Source organism: Tautonia rosea (assembly GCF_012958305.1).
GTDB classification, from domain to species: Bacteria; Planctomycetota; Planctomycetia; order Isosphaerales; family Isosphaeraceae; genus Tautonia; species Tautonia rosea.
The window spans coordinates 51747-70910 of sequence record NZ_JABBYO010000018.1; the positions used below are offsets into that span (position 1 = coordinate 51747).

General features: G+C 65.4%; 11 protein-coding genes and 1 pseudogene. 2 read left to right on the plus strand and 10 right to left on the minus strand.

What is annotated here, in order from left to right; genetic code table 11:
- Window positions 1-107: 107 nt before the first annotated feature.
- The 6 genes from HG800_RS23485 to HG800_RS23510 form a co-directional block, all read right to left on the minus strand.
- The gene (locus HG800_RS23485) at window positions 108-1550 is read right to left on the minus strand and encodes a DUF1501 domain-containing protein (RefSeq protein ID WP_206352420.1); all 1443 of its coding nucleotides are present in this window, start codon (window positions 1548-1550) and stop codon (window positions 108-110) included.
- Window positions 1551-1601: 51 nt separating this feature from the next.
- On the minus strand, window positions 1602-3803 hold the full coding sequence (locus tag HG800_RS23490) for a PSD1 and planctomycete cytochrome C domain-containing protein (RefSeq protein WP_169980155.1): 2202 nt from the start codon (window positions 3801-3803) through the stop codon (window positions 1602-1604).
- Between the two features lie 122 nt (window positions 3804-3925).
- Window positions 3926-5155: a hypothetical protein gene (locus tag HG800_RS23495; protein ID WP_169980157.1), complete on the minus strand. Its 1230-nt coding sequence runs from the start codon at window positions 5153-5155 to the stop codon at window positions 3926-3928.
- Window positions 5156-5253: 98 nt separating this feature from the next.
- Complete coding sequence (locus tag HG800_RS23500; RefSeq protein ID WP_169980159.1) at window positions 5254-8145, minus strand: FG-GAP-like repeat-containing protein; 2892 nt, start codon at window positions 8143-8145, stop codon at window positions 5254-5256.
- A 132-nt stretch (window positions 8146-8277) separates the two neighbouring features.
- Complete coding sequence (locus tag HG800_RS23505; RefSeq protein WP_169980161.1) at window positions 8278-9384, minus strand: DUF1559 domain-containing protein; 1107 nt, start codon at window positions 9382-9384, stop codon at window positions 8278-8280.
- An 816-nt stretch (window positions 9385-10200) separates the two neighbouring features.
- Entirely contained in the window at window positions 10201-13227 is a 3027-nt protein-coding gene (locus HG800_RS23510) for an FG-GAP-like repeat-containing protein (RefSeq protein ID WP_169980163.1), read from the minus strand.
- A gap of 153 nt (window positions 13228-13380) precedes the next feature.
- Between HG800_RS23510 and HG800_RS23515 the strand changes: the two genes are divergently transcribed.
- On the plus strand, window positions 13381-14679 hold the full coding sequence (locus tag HG800_RS23515; RefSeq protein ID WP_169980166.1) for a PP2C family protein-serine/threonine phosphatase: 1299 nt from the start codon (window positions 13381-13383) through the stop codon (window positions 14677-14679).
- A gap of 24 nt (window positions 14680-14703) precedes the next feature.
- Here HG800_RS23515 and HG800_RS23520 read toward each other — a convergent pair.
- The 4 genes and pseudogenes from HG800_RS23520 to csrA all read right to left on the minus strand — a co-directional run.
- Window positions 14704-14982: pseudogene (locus tag HG800_RS23520) on the minus strand (DUF29 family protein); the annotation flags it as partial.
- Window positions 14983-15236: 254 nt separating this feature from the next.
- A complete protein-coding gene (gene rpsU, locus HG800_RS28530; RefSeq protein ID WP_126723855.1) occupies window positions 15237-15425 on the minus strand; it encodes a 30S ribosomal protein S21 in 189 nt (62 codons plus the stop codon).
- 364 nt (window positions 15426-15789) lie between these two features.
- Window positions 15790-17043: an aldo/keto reductase gene (locus HG800_RS23530; RefSeq protein ID WP_169980168.1), complete on the minus strand. Its 1254-nt coding sequence runs from the start codon at window positions 17041-17043 to the stop codon at window positions 15790-15792.
- Window positions 17044-17334: 291 nt separating this feature from the next.
- Window positions 17335-17544: a carbon storage regulator CsrA gene (gene csrA, locus HG800_RS23535; RefSeq protein WP_152049401.1), complete on the minus strand. Its 210-nt coding sequence runs from the start codon at window positions 17542-17544 to the stop codon at window positions 17335-17337.
- 488 nt (window positions 17545-18032) lie between these two features.
- Here csrA and HG800_RS23540 point away from each other — a divergent pair, with 488 nt between their 5' ends.
- Window positions 18033-19160 carry a lysylphosphatidylglycerol synthase domain-containing protein gene (locus tag HG800_RS23540; RefSeq protein WP_169980170.1) on the plus strand — a complete coding sequence of 376 codons (1128 nt, stop codon included), beginning with the start codon at window positions 18033-18035 and terminating at the stop codon, window positions 19158-19160.
- Window positions 19161-19164 lie beyond the last annotated feature (4 nt).

Genomic DNA, 19164 nt, shown 5'->3' on the forward strand with positions numbered 1-19164 from the left:
GGAGGGAGCGGACGCGGCACGAGGCCACACCGACGGTCGGCAAGGCCTCGTGCAAGGGGCAATTAACGGTGGAGATCTGCCAGGATAGTTTTCCCCGGAAGAGGGGATCAGGCGATCAGATCCTGGATAACCGAGCCGTAGACGTCGGTCAGGCGGAAGTCTCGGCCCGAGTAGCGGTAGGTCAGGCGCTCGTGGTCGACGCCGAGCAGGTGCAGGGCGGTGGCGTGGAGGTCGTGAACGTGCATGCGGCCTTCGATGGCGTTCATGCCGAACTCGTCGGTCGCGCCGTGGGTGTAACCGCCCTTGACCCCCCCACCGGCCAGGAACATCGAGAAGCCGGTGTGGTGGTGATCGCGGCCAGGATCGCCCTTCTTGGCCGGCTCGGAATAGGGTGTGCGGCCGAACTCGCCGCCCCAGATGACCAGGGTGTCGTCGAGGAGGCCGCGGGCCTTCAGGTCGCCGAGCAGGGCGGCGGTGGCACGGTCGGCATCGGCACAGAGGCGGCGGTGCCCCTTGTCGTTGGCCGAGTGGGTGTCCCAGGGTTGCTTGTTCCGGCCATCGACGTAGTAGACCTGGACCACGCGGACGTCGCGCTCAACCAGGCGGCGAGCCAGCAGGCAAGACTGGCCGAAGGTGGTGCGGCCGTAGGTCTCGCGGAGCCGCTCGGGTTCTCGGGAGAGGTCGAATGCCTCGCCGGCCTCGGTCTGCATCTGGAAGGCGAGTTCGAGGGAGGAGATCTGGGCGTCGAGGGCCGATTCGTGCGGCCGATCGGCACGATGGAGGTCGTTCATCTGCTGGATGAGGTCGAGTTGCTTGCGCTGCTCAGCCCGGTCGAGCTTCGAATGCTTCAGGTGGGCGATCATCGCGTGCACATCAAGGTCGGAGGTGTTGACCGACATGCCTTGATGTTCGCCCGGCAGAAAGGCGCTCGACCAGAGTTGCGGCCCAACGACCGGCAAGCCAGGGCAGAGGACGACGAAGGGGGGCAGGTTGGCGTTCTCGGAGCCGAGGCCATAGGAGAGCCACGAGCCGAGGCTTGGCCGGGTCGGCTGCTGGTGGCCGGAGTGCATGAGCAACAGGCCCGGCTCATGGTTCGGCGTATCGGTATGCATGCCGCGGAGGACGCAGAGGTCATCGGCGAAGTGGGAGAGGTGCGGGAATAGCTCGCTCATCACCACGCCGCTCTCGCCGTGAGGGCGAAAGCGGAAGGGGGAGGGCATGAAGGTTCCCCCCTTGAGTTTGCGTTCCAGCTTGAACTTGTCGGCCGAGGGGGCTTCGCCCGCATACTTCGCCAGAGCGGGCTTGGGGTCGAACGTATCAACGTGCGAGGGAGCACCATTCATGAACAGGAAAATGACCCGTTTGGCCTTTGCCGGGTGGTGCAGGCCGCCGAGCCCGGTGGCGGTAGCTCCCTGAGCGGTCGGCGGGGAGAGCAGGCCGGCGGTTTCCATGGCACCGGCCAGGCCGAGCAGGCCGAATCCGGCCCCCGTACGTCCGAGCATCTGGCGACGGGTCAGGGGCCGGCGGGGGCCGCGGGGGTCGAGGCTCATGGCGAGGCTCCTTGTCGAAGCGGGAGGCTTGGGGGTGGGGTGGGGACGGAATCAGTCGATCAAGAGGAATTCATTCGATGCGAGCAACGCCTGGGCATACACGGCCCAGCGTTCGGGGTCGTTGCAGGAGTCGGAGCCCAGGAAAGAGAGGGCCAGTTGTGTTTCGGCATCGCTCGGGGGCCGGGCGAAGAGGAGGCGATAGGCCAGGTCGATCCGGGCGTCCGGGTCGTCTCCGGCCTCGCTCGCCAGGCGGTCGGCGAGGCGATCGGCGTGGTGGGTGACGAACGGGCTGTTGAGGACGAAGAGCTTCTGGAGCGGGGTTGTGGTGCGGGCTCGGCCGTCGCTATGGGCGTTCGGGTCGGGGAAGTCGAACCGGGCGAGCATCGGGTGCAGCTCCAGTCGGCTGATCCTGCTGTAGAGGGTGCGGCGGCCGACGTCGGGATCGCTCGGGTCGATCGACGTGCCGCCGACGGTGCGGTCGAGCGAGCCGGAGGCGGCCAGGACCGAGTCTCGCCAGCTTTCGACCACCAGGCGCTTGCGAGCGGCTCGGGCGTAGAGGGTGTTCTCAGGGTCAATCGTGCGGTGGGCGTTGGTGATGGCGCTCGACTGGCGATAGGTGCTGGAGGTGGCCAGCTCTCGGATAAGGGACTTGAGGGACCAGCCCCCCTCGGTGACGAAGCGGGCGGCCAGGTCGTCGAGCAGTTCGGGGTGGGTCGGCTGTTCGCCGAGGATGCCGAAGTTGCTGGGCGTGCCGACGATCGACTGGCCGAACAGTTGGCCCCAAACACGGTTGACGAAGACGCGGGAGGTCAGGGGGTTGCTCGGATCGACGATCGCCTCGGCCAGGTCGAGCCGACCGCTCGAGGATTCGTCTCCCAGGAGGATCGGTTCGCCGTCGGACAGGACCGAGAGGAAGTGCCGGCGAGCGACCGGCCCTTTTTGCTCGACATTGCCGCGAATGAAGACGTTCAGGTCCTTCGGATCGGCATCCTTGATGATGTGCATGGCGTTTTCGGGAGCCTTGGCCTCGCCGTCGTCGTCCAGCTCGCACTCGTCGGTCAGCGGCTGGTTGAACATGACGGTACTGGCGAAGACCCCGGCCAGGGCGTAGTAGTCTTCGGTCGAGATCGGATCATACTTGTGATCGTGGCAGCGGGCGCAGGCGACCGTCAGGCCGAGCAGGCCTCGGGAGACGACATCGACCCGGTCTTCCCACTCCTCGGCCATCACCTCGGGGGAATTACGGCGGTAGTACTTCGGGCCGAGGCCAATGAAGCCGAGCGCGGCCAATTCGTCGGAGTCGGCCGGTTCGATCAGGTCAGCGGCAAGCTGACGACGGATGAACGTGTCGTAGGGAATGTCGTCGTTGAGGGCCTTGATCAGCCAGTCGCGATAGAGGTAGGCGTTGGGATAGGTCAATGAGGTGTCATCGCCAACGATATGGGCCTGGTCTTCGGCGTAGCGGGCCAGGTCGAGCCAGACACGTGCCCAGCGCTCGCCGAAGTGGGGGGAGGCGAGCAGTCGATCGACGAAGGCTTCCACGGCGTTGGGAGAGGGGTCGGCGACGAAGGCCTCGACCTCAAGCGGATCGGGGGGCAGGCCGAGCAGGTCGATCGAGAGGCGACGGGCGAGGGTCCGGCGATCGGCCTCGGGGTTCGGCACCAGGCCGGAGTCGTCGAGGCGGGCGAGGATGAAGGCATCAATCGGTGATCGGACCCAGGAGGGGTCGGACACCTCGGGCGGTTCGGAGCGCTTCGGAGGCTGATAGGTCCAGGAGGATCGGGCGGCATCCCAGTCGATCCCGGTGGTCGGGGGTTCGGGTGTTGAGCCGTCGTCGGAGCGGGGGTCGGGGGCACCCATCGTCACCCACTGTTCGAAGGCGGCGATGACCTCGGGCGGGAGCTTCCGGGAGGGCGGCATCTGCACATAAGAATCGTAGCGAATAGCCTCGATGAGCAGGCTCAGCTCGGGGTCTCCCGGCTCGACGGCGGGGCCGCCGTCCCCCCCCTGGAGCATGGCGGCGCGGGAGTCGAGCCGAAGGCCGCCCTTGGCCACATTTTCCTCGGCCGAGTGGCAACTATAGCACTGCTCGATGAGGACCGGGCGGATCTTCGCCTCGAAGAGGGCAAGCCCTTCGGCCTCGTCGGCCGAGGCTCGTGCGTGCGGAGCCATTCCCAGCACGATTGCAAGGGCCACGGCCGTGGTGAGACTTTGACCGCGGGAGCGATCAACCGGGTTCGGGACAAGGCTCATCAGGGCAACCTCTCGTGGCTCAGGACGGTCAAAGCCCAGGGGCGGTTCCTTTTTTGCGCAGTACCTCAAGTTTATCGGATGTTCAACAGGGAGTCGAGAGAATCGAGGATCATTCCTTCGAATCAAAGGCGCAAGTAAATCTTTTGCCGGTCGAGGAAGCGAACGAAGAGCATGGTGATGGCGAAGAAGATCAGGAGGCCGATCATGGTCCACCAGAGGGGGGAATCCTTGGGGACGAAGGCGTAGACCGTGCGTTCCACGACGCGGTGGATGATGTAGGCGGCCAGGGGGTTCATGCCGAGCAGGCGGAATAATTCGAGCGAAGCGCCGAAGCGGTCGCAGGCGATGACGAACAGGCCGTACAGGGCCAGGGCGAAGCCGGTGCTGAACCAGATGAAGGGGATGGTGACGATGCGCTTGTCCATCATCCAGTAGTTTTTGGCCAGCACTTCAGGCTCGATCAGCGGAGCGGTGGCGAGCAAGTCGGCCGGGGGGCGGTCGGAGAGGCGGTCGAGGGGAGGGATGACGGGAGAGACGGCGATGTCGATTGGATCGCCGTTTTCCTGAGTGCGGCGGTCGTCGACGGTGTAAAGGGTGCTGAAACAGGAGAGGGCATAGGCCACGATCATGACCAGCGCACCCCAGGCCATCAGGCGAGCGGCGGCCGAACCCGAGGAGCGACCGGTGACAGTCATCGTGTCAAAGGCGAGGGTGCCGGCGAGCATGGGGACCGACCAGTGCAGCAGTCCGAACAAACCGCCGTCCCAGGCGCGTCGACCGGTGGTGCCCCAGAGGCCGTCCATCCAGTTCGGCTGGCCCGAGACGAAGTCGTAATTGAAGGAGTACGACATGAGGAAATGGGCGGCCGAGAATCCGATCATCGTGCCGAACCGAGTCCAGGCCGATCGGGCGACGACGGGCATGATGAGGAGCTGGCAGACGCCGATGATCGCCAGGACCTCCCAGGCGTCGGCCTTGACCAGCTCGGCCAGGGCGCGCAGGACTCCCGGGCCGGTCATCTCGTCCCACGATTTGAAGCTGAAGCCGACGCCATAAACGACCAGGGAGATGAGCACCAGACCGAGGCTCCGCCAGAGGACCCGGCGGTAGGCGAGCGAGGAGCCGACCTGATCGATGCGACGCAGCAGGCTGAGCCGATACGAGAAGCCGCAGGCGAACATGAAGCTGGGCATGATCGAATCGGCATAGCTGAAGTACGTATTATTGTGCTTCAAGACCGAGTGGATCACGGCGAACGCGCCGAGGAAATTGACGACGAACATACCGGCGACCGTGTAGCCGCGGAACTGGTCCATCGAGGCAATTCGGCCGGTCCCTGCCATCGAACTCATCGGCGATCGTCTCCGCATCGAGGCCCGCATGGGCAGGCCGGAAAGGTAAAGAAAGGGTGTTCGGGAGGTTGTTCAAGGTTGAAGGTGTGTGCTGACGTTTACGGTGTTTCTTGCTCGTGCGACGAAAACCCGGGCAGCGCACGAGGGGCGGGTTCGCCTTCCCGGAAGAGGTAGCCGGTGTCGGCGTCGAGGGCGTTGAACTGGTCGACACGGCCGGAGGGCCAGCGAATTTCCAACGAATCCACCGTTTCGGCCTCGCCGAGGCCGAATAGGAGGCGGCCGTCGCTGGCCGATTGGTAGCTGCCGCCGCCGAAGCGGGTGGCAATTTGGCGATGACCGCCGGCCTCGACTGTGACGATCGCGCCGACGCCGTCGCGGTTCGACTTGGTTCCTTCGAGTCGCAAGGCGATCGCATGACCGGCCCCTTCGGTCTGGTTGTGGAGGAAGACGAGGGGGTCGTTCTGAGCCTGGAGGATGGCGTCGGGGCGGCCGTCGTTGTCGACATCTCCCACGGCCAGGCCGCGCCCGAGGGAGAGTCGGTCGAAGGCAGGTCCGGGGGTGGGGCCGGGGTCGATCAGGCGGCCATCGGGACCGCCAAGCAAGAGCTGCGGGGGCATCTTCCAGGGATACGAGGGGCGGCCGTCGTGCACGTGGCCGTTGGCGCTCAAGAGGTCGAGTCGGCCATCGAGATTGGCGTCGAGCAGGGTCAGGCCGAAGCCAAGCAAGTGGCGGCTGGGTGCTTTCAGGTTGATCTCGCTCGTCTGGTCGGCGAAGAAGCCGCCGCCGAGGTTCCGGAAGAAGGAGGTCGATTCTTCATAATAGTTGGTGACGAGCAGATCGAGCCGGGCGTCGCCGTCGAGGTCGCCCACGGCCGTGCCCATGCCGGCCTGGTAGTTGCCGTGGGCGTTGGCCGCGATGCCAGCGACCGCTCCCACTTCCTCGAATTGAAAGTCACCTCGATTCATGAACAAAAGATCGGCCGTCATGTCGTTGGCGACGAACAGGTCGATCCGGCCGTCGTCATCGACGTCGGCGGCGACCACGCCGAGCCCTCGGCCGGGGGTGACGGCGAAGCCGGCCTCCTGCGTCACCTCGACGAAGCGGCCGTCGTCGTTGCGGAAGACGCGGTCGGGCAGGGCGGGGAAGTCGATCGGGTTACAGGCATATTTGGTGGGGTCGTCGGGGTCGAGGCAGGTGGTGTCGCCATCTTCGTCCCAGCGGAGGTAGTGGCAAACATAGAGGTCGAGATCGCCGTCGCCGTCGAGGTCGGCGAACGCGGCCGAGGTCGGCCAGTCGCGATCGCCGCCAAGGTCAGCGGCATCGGTGATGTCCTCGAACGTGCCGTCCCCTCGGTTGCGGTAGAGGGCATACGATCGCCATCGGGTGATGAACAGATCGGGATGCCCGTCGTTGTCGATGTCGCCGACAGCCGCGCCGTGGCCGTAGCCGCCAGGCATCGACGCGATCCCAGAGGATTCGGAGACGTCTTCAAACGTGCCGTCTCCCCGGTTGCGGTAAAGGCGGTCGGCGTTGGGAGCGTTGGCGGGGGGAGGGAACGGGCCGGCCTGCACGGCGTAGCAGTCGAGCCAGCCGTCGCCGTCGAAGTCGAACAGAGCGACGCCCCCCGCGCCGGTCTCGGGAAGGACGAGGCGGCCGGGGATCTGGCCGTTGTCGTGCTGGAAGTCGAGCCCGGCCGAGGCGGAGACGTCTTCGAATCGAGGGATGAGCACGTCGGCCGATCGCGATCGCGATCGAGGTTCCTCCGTGGTGCGCGAGGCGATCCCGGGAAGCAGCTCGGCGAGCGTTCGAGGGTCGCGAGCGTTCGATGCGACCGCCGCGACCTCGGCCGGGCGGCCCTCGGCCAGCGATCGCCAGGCGTCGGCATCGAAGCGGCGGCCGAGGGCTTCGGCCGTTTCCGCGAGGGCAGGGGCCTGGCTGAGAGGATCGTCGCCCAGGATCAAGGCAACGTAGTCCTCGCGATGCTGTTCGAGCCGAGCGCGCTTGGCGCGATAGCGGCTCGAATCATCGGGGCGGCCCTCCTCGGCGGCAAGGGCGGCGAGGCGATCGAGGACCTCGGTCTGGCCGGGAGTCATCTGGTCGACCTGTTCGAGGCTTGACCGTTCGAGGGCTCGGTCGCCATTGCGGCGGGCGAACCAGGCGCGGAGCCGGAGGATCTCGGGCTCGGAATCAGGAGCGTAGGGCAGGTGGGTGAGTGCTTCTGCGGCGTCGGCGGGGCGATCGGCGGCGAGGGCCCAGTCGAGCCGAGCCCGCCAGACGACCGGGTCGTTTGGTCGGCGGTCGAGGCAGCGGTCGAGCCAGTTTTTCGCCTCATCGAACCGACCGGATCGGGTGGCGAGGTGGGCCAGGCCAAGCCAGACTCGGTCGTCGTCCGGGGCGAGGCGTTGGGCTTCGGCAAGGTCTCGGCGAACGGTCTCGACGGGGAAGGGGTCGACGTCGAGCCAGTAGAGGACCTTGAGCGCCTCGATCGGCTCGGGGTGCTCGGCGAGGCCGTCACGGAAGATGCGGCTGGCCTCGTTGAATCGTCCCTGAGGGCGGAGCAATCGGACGAGTTCCCAGCGGGCGATCGGCCGGTGAGCCCCGGCAATGGCGATCGCGTCGAACAGACGTTCCTCGGCCTCGGCGAGCCGGCCGCGCTGCTGATCGATCTCGGCCCACTGGACGAGAGCGGGGCCGAGGTCGGGGGAGTCGGCGGGGATGCGTTGCCAGGCCTCCTCGGCGCGGGAGGGGTTGCCGAGCTGCTGTTCACAGAGGCCGAGCAGGTAGAGGGCTTCGCCGTGAGTTGGTCGGGATTCGGCGAGTTCGGCGAGCTGTCGGCGAGCGGTGGCGAGTCGGCCGTCGAGCACGGCCGCTCGGGCCTCGCTCAGCGATTGCTCGAAGCGCTGATTTCGCGCATCGAGGAGGAACCAGAGGATCACACCGAAGCCTCCGGCCAGCCCAAGAGCGGCTAGCCCGGCCCATCGCGGTCGCATGGTCAAGGGTCTCGGTCGAAGTCCAGGGCGGAGGAGGGTGCCCATCGGGCGCAAGCCGATCGCCGGCGGCCCCGTTGACATCATCAAGGAGCCGCCGGCGATCTGGCAAGGGAATCAGGCGAGCGGGATCAATCAGAACTGATCGGCGCTGATGATCTCGCCACCGTTGCGGGTGTGCAGGGCCTGCCAGACGCCGTACGGGGGAAGCGGTCCACCGACGCCGGTGTAGGGATTCTGGCGGCCGTTCCACTGGACCTGGAACGGATTCCAGGACTGGACCGAGTCCTTGATGAAGCGGACCGAGCCGTCAACCATGGCCGTGTTCACGCCGCCGGGGTGGAAGCTGTTGGCGGTGTGCTTCAGGTTTCGGCCGGTGCCGCACTGCTCGACGAAGTAGCAGGGGACGGCGTCGCCGGCCTGGACCGACTTGAAGAAGTTCGGCGGGAAGATGGCGGCATAGGTGGTGTCGCCGATCATGCCGGAGGACCACCAGTTCGGGCCGAACGGGGCGGTGCCGGCGGCGATCCGACCGTAGGACTTGTCGGAGGCCATGACGGTGTTGCTGGTGCCGTCTCGGATGTCCTGAATCCGGGTCACGCGGCCGTTGGCGCAGCCCGGGGCGTCGGGAGCGTTGGGGCGGCCGGCGTGGGCGAAGATGCCCTGGTTCTGGCCGATGAGGGCCTGGGGCACGTCGCAGCGAGCGGCGTGGTAGTAGAGCACGCCCGCGTTGCCGGCGTAGCTGCTGTAGGTCATCGGCATCGGGATGCCGTCCCAGCCGTTCCCGTTGGTGTCGGTGCTGCCGACGCCGCCGTTCTTCCGAAGGCCGATGACCTCGGAGTCGCTCGGGCACCAAAGGGTGTTGACCGAGTGGCCATTGAGCGTGTGGTTGGCAGCAATATAGATGAACAAGTCCTGGTTCAGGGCGTTGAAGACCGCACCCTGCTCGTAGAATTGCGACATGGCCACCCACTGGCCGAAGTTCTGGCGAACGAACCCCCCGGTCTCACGGCGCTGGTAGAAGTCTCCCATGGGGAAGCTTCCGTTGACGTCGTGATAGTTCTGCATTGCCAGGGCGATTTGCTTCAGGTTGTTGGTGCACTGGGCGCGACGAGCGGCTTCACGGGCCGACTGCACCGCCGGCAGCAGCAGGGCGATCAGGACGCCGATGATGGCGATGACCACGAGCAATTCGATCAGGGTAAAGCCGCGGCGAGCCGCAGTCGAACGGAGTGATGGCATGTTGGTCTGAGCTCCGAAAGAAACGAGGAACAATCGAACCCAAGAGCGGTCAAGGACACAGCCGAAACCGTTGGCCTCTGACCAGGGAATCCCGTGAGCGGAAGGATCAACGATCCGAAACGGATCGTCGGGGGGGGGCCTCCCTCGCGGAATTTTCTGGATCGGAACGAACACGAACCGCACGCACGAGCGGAACGTGAGGAGTCACCATTGGGAGGAGACTCGATGAGGTTTCTCAATTATCGGTCGCGAGGGTGAATGTCTTCTCCCGTGTCGGGGGGATCCTGCACGACGGGAGGAGGCGTCGCCGGTTTTTCAAACTCTTGGCCAAGCTGCATTTCGTCCTCCCCGCAACCGGGGAGAGCCACAGTGAATGCGAGGACGCTGACAGCCAGCGCTGCAAGAGCTTTTGCGTGAATTCGGGCAAACATAGATGCAATGGGCTCCGAAGTGAGAGTTCAGAGGCAAGCCCGAACCGCGATCGGAACGGGCGTGATTGCGTTTGGACAAACCGATCGGGTTCCTGGGCGACAAGCGAACCTGGAGCGACATCGGCCCGTGGGTCTCGGCTTGATTGGAACACGCCGAAGAGAATGAAACAGGACTTCGAGTGGTTAAACGGGGATGCTGGGTGTTTCCGGAGTTGAGCGTTCTCTTGGACGGGTTTGGCCCGAAGTTTTTCCGATCGTCAGGTGTTCGATCTCAGGTGGTGCTGTGAATCAGCAGTAAGTTGACGCCCAAATGAATTAATGGGTTGGCAATGCCGCGTCAAGTGAAATCGACGCGATCCTGGTTCGAATTTGTTGCCGGATTGCATCATGGAGGGGAGGTTTCGACGTTCATCGTCTGAAAGCCTTTGGGAAGCAGTGGTTGCGATCGCGGGTCCTCGGCTTCTCGAATCTCATAAATCTGATCGGCCGGCAACTCGGTCAGGGTTTGCTGGGCACCGGAAGGCCAATGGATGTCGAGTCGATCGATGGACGCAGCCGACCCGAGCCCGAACCAGAGTCGTGAATCGCTGGAGGAGAGGTAGCTGGTTCCGGTGGTCATCCAGCGGACCTGACGGAGGCCGTTGGCTTCGAGAAGAACGCGGGCACCAACAGGGGTTCGTCCCGACGCCTCGGAGCCGATCAGGCGAAGGCCGACACGGTGGCCGCCTTCGGTCTGATTGAGCAGGATGGCGGCGGGGGTGTCGCGGTGGACAACGACCAGATCGACGCGGCCGTCGTTATTCAGGTCGCCGGCGGCCAGCCCTCGGCCGACGACCCGACGGTCAAGGTAAGGAAACTGTTCCGACGATGCCAACGCGAATCGACCAGGCTGAACACTGAGGAACAGTTGCGGAGGTTGGGCCATCGGCGCGTTGACCCAGGGCTGATCATCGACGTGGCCGTTGGCGAGGAACAGATCGAGCCGGCCATTGTTGGCCACGTCGAGGGGGACCGCGCCGAAGCCGGTGGTCGCCAAACTGGGCGCGGCCAGACCGGCTGACATGGTGACGTCGAGGAACTGCCCGCCGCCGAGGTTGCGATGCAGGGTGTTGGCCTCGTTGAGGAAGTTGGTGTGAAAGATGTCGATCAGGCCGTCGCCGTCGAGGTCATCGGCCACGACTCCCATGCTGGCCGTGGCGTGGCCGGAGCCGTCGAAGGCCAGGCCCGAGGCCACGCCCATTTCCTCGAATTGCAGGTTGCCGAGGTTACGGAAGAGATGGTCTGGAGCGGCGTCGTTGGCCACGTAGAGGTCGAGCCGATCGTCGCCGTCGAGGTCGGCGATGGCCAGGCCGAGGCCGGGCCCCCGGTGCGAGGCGATGCCGGCCGCTTCGGAGACGTCGGAGAAGGTGCCGTCGCCGTTGTTCCGAAACAGCAGGTCGGCATAGGGGGGGTAGAGGCCGGGAGAGCAATGCAGGAGTCGGCCGTTGGCATCTCGGCAAGAGTCGATCTTCGCCGGGTCGTGTTCGACGTAGGCGACGACCATCAGGTCGAGGTCGCCGTCGCCGTCGAGGTCGGCGAATCCGGCGGCCGTGGTCCAGCGGTTGGAGAAGACTCCGGCGGCCTCGGTCACGTCGGAGAAGGTGCCGTCGCCGTTGTTCCGGTAGAGGAGGGTCCGATCGAGGCCGGTGAGGAAGAGGTCATCGAAGCCGTTGTTGTCGAAATCCGCGACGGTGGCTCCCATCCCGTAGCCGATCCCGCCGACTCCGGCGGCCTCGGTCACGTCGGAGAAGGTGCCGTCGCCGTTGTTCCGGTAGAGGCGGTTGGGCCGCGGGGGGGTGTCGGGGTCGTAGGGTGCGACGCAACTGTTGACGAAGTAGATGTCGAGCCAGCCATCGCGGTCGAAGTCGATCAGGGCGACGCCGCCTCCCATCGTGTCGGCCAGGTAGATGTCGGGTTTCGGACCGTAGTCGTACTGGTAGGAGATGCCGCTGGAGGCCGCAATGTCCACAAACCGGGGACGAATGTCTTCGGACGAGGCGGGCAATTCGGCCGTCGAGGGGCGGTCGGTGGAGGCGGGAGGCGAGACCGAGGCAGAGCCCGAGGCCGCCAGGGCAATCGGCCGGGGCCGGGAGAGCGGAATGGGCGGGGCGTCGGAAAGCTCGGCGAGCTGAGCGATCGAGGAGCGGGTGGAGGCGCGATCGGGTTCGCGGCGGAGGGCTTCGTCGTACCAGGCGCGGGCCTCGGCGATCAGACCAGCCTGCCGGCAGAGATCGCCGAGCTGCTCCATTTCCTCGGCGGAGTCGCGGAGGCCGTTGATCCGGCGACGGTCGAACTGACGGCGGAGGTCGGCCCAGCGGTCGCGGATCTCCTCGGCGCGCTGGGCCAGGTCGGCGGCCTCGGGATCCTCTCCCAGTCGCGCGAGGACCTGGGAGAGCCGGTGGTGGGCTTCGGCCGACAGGGGGTTGGCGGCCAGCGCCTCGCGATAGTGGTCGGCGGCGGCCTCGGGAGCGTCGGCCTCCTGGAGCCGGCCGAGGAAAAGCCACCAGCGGGCCGCGTCGGCGGGGGACTCGGGAATCGGGCCGAGGTCGTCGGGAAGGGTGACCGGCAGGCCGAGTTGGGTGCGGCACTCGGCGAGCGAGAAGCGGCCGAGGGGGTCGTCGACCAGGGCTTCGGCGGCGGCCTCAAGATGCGGGAGGGCTTCGGTCAGCTCTCCTTTCCAGAGCAGGGCGAGGCCGTGGGCGCGGCGGAGGAAGGGGTCGTTGGGCGATTGGCGGAGGAACTGCTCGATTTCCGGCCCGATGCCCCGGACGTCGATCTCGGCCTTGGTGGCTTCGAGGACCAGGTCGATCAGAACGCCCGGCTCGCCGGTGGCTTCGAAAATCTCCCAGAGCGTTTCGCGGGCCTCGGCGGTGCGAAGCTGAAGGCTGAGCAGGTAAATCAGGCGGCCTCGGGGGGAGACGGCCTTCGGGTCTGACTCGGCAGCCTGGCGAAAGGCGAGTTCGGCGCGGGCGGTGTCGGAGGCGGCCAGGGCCATCTCGCCGAGGAAGGAGCGGGCCTCGGCGAAGGCCGGGTCGGCCTGGGGGACGGCGGCGAGGGTGCGGGCAGCTTCGCCTTCTCGATTTGAGGAGACGAGGAGCTGGGCGAGCATCAGGCGGGCCCGGCCGTCGTCGTCTCGGCGGTCGATCCAGTCGCGGAGGAGGCGTTCGACCTGGGGCCATTGCTGGTCCTGGGAGGCCTTGAGGATCGCGTCCCACGAGGGTTCAGCCTCGGGGCGGGTCGGGGAGCCGAGGGGGCGATTGCCTCGGAATCGGCCGTCGAGGAGGTCTGGCCCCCAGGCTCGGACTCCGAACCAGGACAGGCCGCCCACAACCAGAAGGAGGGCCGGGCCGGTGATCCACCAATGTCCTCGCATTGCCGTGCTGCTCCGTCGCCGATCCGAATGCGCCTGAGGTGATCGGGCAGGGCCTCCCCCTCGACCCGAGCGAGTCACTTTCTACAATAGTCATTTATAGAGTCCAGCCGGCGACCCGGCGGGATCTCGGAACGCGAGGAGACCGGGCCGATCATGCTCCGCACCCAAGCCTTGTTCGACGTCAATACGGGCACCTGGCAGCAACGGCTCGACCTCGTCGTGACCATGATGCGAGAAATGAGCCAGCAGAGCGACCCCGAGGCAATGGTTCGCTCGTACGGGCAGTGGATGAATCAGGTCCTGCCGACCGATGCCCGGATCAGCCTGAGCCGTCGGGGCCTCGAGTTTCCGAAGTTCCGCATCACCCGCTATTCCGGCTGGACCGACGCGATTAATCCTTGGCAACAACGCGACCGGTTGCCCGAGCTGCGCGGCGGACTGTTTGCGGAGTTGATCTACGGCGAACAACCCAAAATCATCAATGATTTGCAGGTCGATGCGGACGACCCGGCGGCGCCTTACGTTGAGGGGATGCGGTCGCTGATGGCGCTGCCGAACTTCGATCAGGGGGAGGGGCTGAACTGGGTGATCGCCCTGCGAGCCGAGCCCGATTCCTTCGATTTGGAGAGCCTGCCCGAGCGAGTCTGGATGAGCAACCTGTTTGGTCGGGCGACGGCGAACCTGGTGCTCAAGCAAGAACTGGAGCGGGCCTACAAGGTCGTCGATCGCGAGCTGAAGCGGGTGGCCGAGATTCAGCGGTCGCTGTTGCCGAAGGTCTTGCCGACGATCCCGAACATGAGCGTGGCGGCGCACTACCAGACCTCGCAATGGGCCGGCGGCGACTATTACGACTTCTTTGAGCTGCCCGGCGGCAAGTGGGGCTTGTTGGTGGCCGACGTGAGCGGGCACGGGACTCCGGCGGCGGTGATGATGGCCATTACCCACGCCGTCGCGCACGGACACCCGGGGAATCCCGAGCCGCCGTCGCTCTTGCTCGAACATGTCAACGAGCGACTCTGTCAGCTTTACACGGCCGATGGATCGGCGTTCGTGACCGCTTTTTACGGCATCTTCGACCCCGAACGCCGCTCGTTAACGTATGTCAACGCCGGCCATAATCCGCCGCGCATCAAGCGCTGCGCGGATGGGTCGATTGGTGGCCTGGATACCGTCGGGGGGCTTCCGCTCGGGATTTTTCCGGGCGTCAAATATGAGCAAGCCGAGGCGCAGCTCGTGCCGGGTGATCAACTGGTGCTGTACACCGATGGGATCACCGACGCGACGAACCCGGACGGGCAAGCGTTTGGCCTCGACCGGCTCGACTCGGCGCTGGTCACCTGCCGACAGGATGCCGATGCCCTGATCGCCTCGGTCCTCCGCGCTCTCGATCGCTTCACCGGAGGGCATCCGGCCTTCGACGATCAGACGATGTTGGTGGCCAAGGTGCTTTGAGGCAGAGGGCGGGGGCGAGGTCAGTCAGGAGTCGAGTTCGTCGTCGTGCTCGAAGACGTCGTGCCAGGAGAGGGAGGAGATGGCGGGAGGGCGCCCCATCTCGGCTTCAGCCTCGTCCTTGGCGGCCTCGACATATCGAGAACAGGCGTCTTCGATGACCGCTCGATTGAGGCTCGGTATTTCTTCCTGAATGTCCGTAATTGCTCGACGAGCGCTGCGGATGGTGGCGACCCAGCTCCGGGAGCATCGCTCGGGCTGGGTTTGCCATGTGATGATGTGGGCCATCAAGCGGATGAGCTGGCTGCGTAGCGCACGCTATTCGGAGCGAGACAAGGCGTCGATCAACTCCTGAATGCCAGCCCCGGCCATGGCGAGATCACCACGTTCGATCGCGTGTTGAACGGCAACGGCGGTCAGATAGTGGGAGGATGCCGCGAGGTCGCACCAGTCTAATGGTGGGCTCGCTACTCGAGGCCATCCGTCCCCATCCTCCCTGGATCGGGGCAATCGCTCAGAGTCGAATCGGAGCAGATCCAATCCCAAATCGACGGTCACACTCAGACGCGGGAAGCCTGACGGGCCTTGCGGAGGCGCTTGAGCTGCTCGCGGCGACGGCGCTCGCTGGGCTTTTCGTAGTAAGCCTTACGTCGCATTTCTTTTCGAAGGCCGCTGCGCTCGCAGAGCTTCCGGAAGCGGCGGACCGCATCCTGGATCGATTCGCCGGCACGGACCCGTAACTTCACCACGGTCGAGACCTCCGCATCGTGGGTTCCCGGAACGGTTTCGGGCGATTGGTCCGGATCGACGACATCGCCGATCGCGGTCAGCCCCGCTCGCCCGATGGGCGGGGACAAAGGCCAGTGCCTCTCTTGGTTCGCGAGGCAACCGGCAAATGATCAGTGTACCACGTCAGCCCGGATCGTGCCAAGAGGGGCACGGACAATTCGATCCGGGCGAGGGAGGGGGAGCATGATCGCCTGGCAACGCAACGAGAAAAAAAACAGCCAGGCCGGGCCGAGTCCCCGGAGGGATGAAGGCACCGGCCCGGCTGGGCGTTACGGAACAGAGCCGCGAGTGGCGAACCGCGCGGCTTGTGAATCGAAGGCAGGCTCAGGCGAGCAGGTCGTCGACCCGGGGCAGGAGCTTCGAGAAGTTCAGGCCGTTCGGGCAGGCGCGGCGGGCTGCCTCAAGGTCGGCCCCTTGCCAGGAGCGCTGGGCGTCGGAAAGCTCGGCGTAGAGGCGTCGGGCTTCGGACTTGTAGCCGTGGTGCTCAAGATAGGTGAGGTAGCGGGTCAGATCGCCGAGCGGGGCCTGGGTGCCGGCGGCTCGGCTGCAACGGCCGTCGCAGTCGGCACAGAGGGTCATGCCGTGGCCTCGGCAGGCGTCGCGAAGCTGGTGAATGTCCGAGAGCTTCAAGGGGCCGGTCGTGCCGAAGTCGAGCGCGGCGGCGACGTTCTCGCGGATCTGGTCGGTGTTACGCATCGAGACGCAGGTGGTGGTGATGCGTTCGTCGGACCAGATGGCCTGGAGCAACCCCTGGTAGGGGCTAAACCCTTTTTCCTTGAGCATCGGGACGCGCTTCTGGGCTTCGGCCAGCGGGTCTTCGTCGGCCTTGTACGCGCCGAAGTTGCCGGCGACCTGCTTCATGGAGATCAGGCCGATCCCCTTTTGATAGCAGGCATCGAGCGCCTTGTTGAGGGGATCGTCCTTGTCGAGCCAGGGGGTGAACTGGAGCATGATGGCGTCGACAAAGCCGCCCTCGGCGGCGTTCATGATCTGCTGGGCTCGGGTCGCGTCGTGGGTCGAGAAGCCGACGTACTTGACCTTGCCGGACTTGCGAAGCGCCTCGGCGGCCTTTTTAAATGCCTCGCTCTTGGGCCAATCGACCTTGTTCGAGCCCAGGCCGTGGACGAAGTAGAGGTCGATATAGTCGGTCTTCAGGTCGGCCAAACGTTGATCGACCGTGCGGAGCAGGTCGTTCGGGTCGTTCACGCCGTCCTTGGTCACGAGGAAGATATTCTTGCGGACCTCGGGCATCTGCTGAAGCCATCGGCCGATTCCGGGCTCCGAACCGTACGACTTGGCAGTATCGACCACCCGGATGCCGCTGGAATAGGCCAGGCGGAGCAGGCGATCGAGGCCAGGAGAGCGCCAGGTGCCCGCGTTGAGGATCGTCAGCTCCTCGCCGGTCTTGCCGAGCTTCCGCTTCGGCAGTTCATCGGCGGCGCGAGGGGTCGGAGCGGCAGCGACGGCGTTGGCCGAGGCCGATCCGGCCACGGCGAGTGCCGCAGCGGAAACCGCGCCGGTCTGCAGGAAGGAGCGACGGTCGAGCGGGTGAGGGCGATGCGGTTCGGATGCCGACATGGCGGGGGGACTCCTTGGGAAGTGAGCTCAGAAGGCGGATCGGGTCCGGAAGTGTCGTTTCGCGGTGTGTGTGTTTAAACTCCGTTTGAAACTACGTCCGTCCGGTCCGGGTGTCGAGCAAAATCTCGTGAAAGGAGAACCGATCCCGTCGGTGGGTCAGCCGGAATGATGTCATGAGTCAGGGGATCGACAGGGACGGTGCGGCGATCGCAAGACGATCCATCCGCCAGCCGCCCCCAGCCCGCGCGAAGCATTTCCGTTATGCGCGGGCGGGGCAAAGAGCGGCCGGAATCAGGCGTCGGTTGCGGCGCCGGCACCGATGGGAACGTCGATCTCGCGGTACTGGCGGTGTCCGCTGAGCAACTCTTCGCGGTAGACCGAGACGTCGCCGGGGGCTTCGATGCCGAGGCGAACCTGATTGCGGTCGATCTTGACCACGGTGACCACGATTCCGCCGTCGATGACGATCTTTTCGTTCAGCTTGCGGCTCAGGACCAGCATGGGAATCCTCCGTGTCGTGCGTTGCGTGAGCCGTCGGGTGAAACACCGAGGCTTCTGCCTTGAAGGGCGACGCGGGGGTCGATTCCATCGTTCGACTCTCGCCGCGTCGCACGTTAGAAAGTCTAACGCAGCGGCTATGCCAGAGCCGACACAAAGAATGATGCGTTTTGCCGCAAGTTCTTTTCTTGGAAGCGACTTAAATTTTTTCTCAAGTTTTCGGGAAGTGGCCCGATCGGGGTGCTTTTGTACAGATTTCTTTCCCAAGTGTTCCCAAACGTTCCCTTCAATGCTCAAAATTCCCTCCCTTGGCCCACAAGATGAGAAGCGGCGAGCACACCTGAGGAGAAACGGGAAGTTTCGGGAGGTCTGAGGGGCGGTCGAGAGGAGACCAGTGGGGTCAAAATGGGGGCAGTGAGGACTTGAACTGGTCGAAACCGGGGCAAGGTGGGCGCGAGGCGCCATTCCTCCGGGCGGGCGGATCGGTCACAATGGCGCTCTCGAACGGCTCTGGAGGCCGGGGCTGGTGCGTTGAGCAGGCCTTTTTCTGGGATCGGATGGACGTGTCGACCCGTGGGCATTGGCAGCGGTGGAAGAAACCGGCGATCCGAGGGGTGAAGTTCGCGCTCGGAGCGCTGATCGTCTGGATGGTCGCCCGGTCCTTGTTCGGAGCCTGGGACGATCTCAGAGCGTACGGAGAAACTCTGGAACCGAGTCTTCCCTGGCTGATCGTCTCGGCCGGGGTGTATTTGCTGGGGCTTTCCTGTTTCGGGAACTTCTTTACCCGGATCATGGCTCGGAGCGAGACTCCGGTGCGGCTGGCGCCGGGGCAGCGGGCGTACCTGATCGGGCACCTGGGAAAATATGTGCCTGGCAAGGCGTTGGTGGTGGTCTTGCGGGTTGGCCTGCTCGTTCCTTACGGGGCCAGGGCGGCGACGGCGGCCTTTGCGACGCTGTACGAAACCCTGGTGATGATGGCGACCGGTGGGATTTTGGCCGGTTGGATTTTCGTGATCTGGCCGGGGCCTCCGATCGAGGTGCCGATGGGAGGGGGGCGATCGGTGTCGGTCCCCTTGGCGGCGCTCTCGATGGGAATCGGCATTCCGTTGCTCATTCTGGCCGAGGCTCGTGTCTTCCCAAAACTGGCGATGACCGCAAGCATCCCGTTTCCGGGGGTGCATCGAGACGCCTTGCCTCGGGTTTCGATCGCCTTGCTGGCCGAGGGCATCGGCTGGTCGCTGCTGGGGTGGACCTTGATGGGCCTGAGCCTGGTCGCGACGATCCAGGGGATCGAGCCGGGAAGCTTGCCGATGACGGGCTGGCCGATGGCCATCGCGGCGGTGGCGCTGGCCACGGTGGCCGGGTTTTTGGTGGCAATCTTTCCGGGAGGGCTGGTGATCCGGGAAGCGGTCCTGACGGCCAGCCTTGGGCCGGTGCTCGGGGCCGAGCCGGCGATTGTCGCGGCCCTGATGCTGCGCCTGGTCTGGGTCGTGGCCGAGCTGGCCATTTCGGGAGCCTTGATGCTCTTGCGGCCGAAGCGTTCGGTGGCTGAGGTGGTCCCTCCGGTTCCCGATTCGGTGGCGGGCTCGTCGCCCGCGTCCCGGCTTCCCGGATCGTGAGTCT

Bases quoted from the DNA above. Each gene is read 5' to 3' on its own strand.
- HG800_RS23485 (WP_206352420.1), bottom strand. From the start codon at position 1,550: ATGAGCCTCGACCCCCGCGGCCCCCGCCGGCCCCTGACCCGTCGCCAG.
- HG800_RS23490 (WP_169980155.1), bottom strand. From the start codon at position 3,803: ATGAGCCTTGTCCCGAACCCGGTTGATCGCTCCCGCGGTCAAAGTCTC.
- HG800_RS23495 (WP_169980157.1), bottom strand. From the start codon at position 5,155: ATGAGTTCGATGGCAGGGACCGGCCGAATTGCCTCGATGGACCAGTTC.
- HG800_RS23500 (WP_169980159.1), bottom strand. From the start codon at position 8,145: ATGCGACCGCGATGGGCCGGGCTAGCCGCTCTTGGGCTGGCCGGAGGC.
- HG800_RS23505 (WP_169980161.1), bottom strand. From the start codon at position 9,384: ATGCCATCACTCCGTTCGACTGCGGCTCGCCGCGGCTTTACCCTGATC.
- HG800_RS23510 (WP_169980163.1), bottom strand. From the start codon at position 13,227: ATGCGAGGACATTGGTGGATCACCGGCCCGGCCCTCCTTCTGGTTGTG.
- HG800_RS23515 (WP_169980166.1), top strand. From the start codon at position 13,381: ATGCTCCGCACCCAAGCCTTGTTCGACGTCAATACGGGCACCTGGCAG.
- HG800_RS23530 (WP_169980168.1), bottom strand. From the start codon at position 17,043: ATGTCGGCATCCGAACCGCATCGCCCTCACCCGCTCGACCGTCGCTCC.
- csrA (WP_152049401.1), bottom strand. From the start codon at position 17,544: ATGCTGGTCCTGAGCCGCAAGCTGAACGAAAAGATCGTCATCGACGGC.
- HG800_RS23540 (WP_169980170.1), top strand. From the start codon at position 18,033: ATGGCGCTCTCGAACGGCTCTGGAGGCCGGGGCTGGTGCGTTGAGCAG.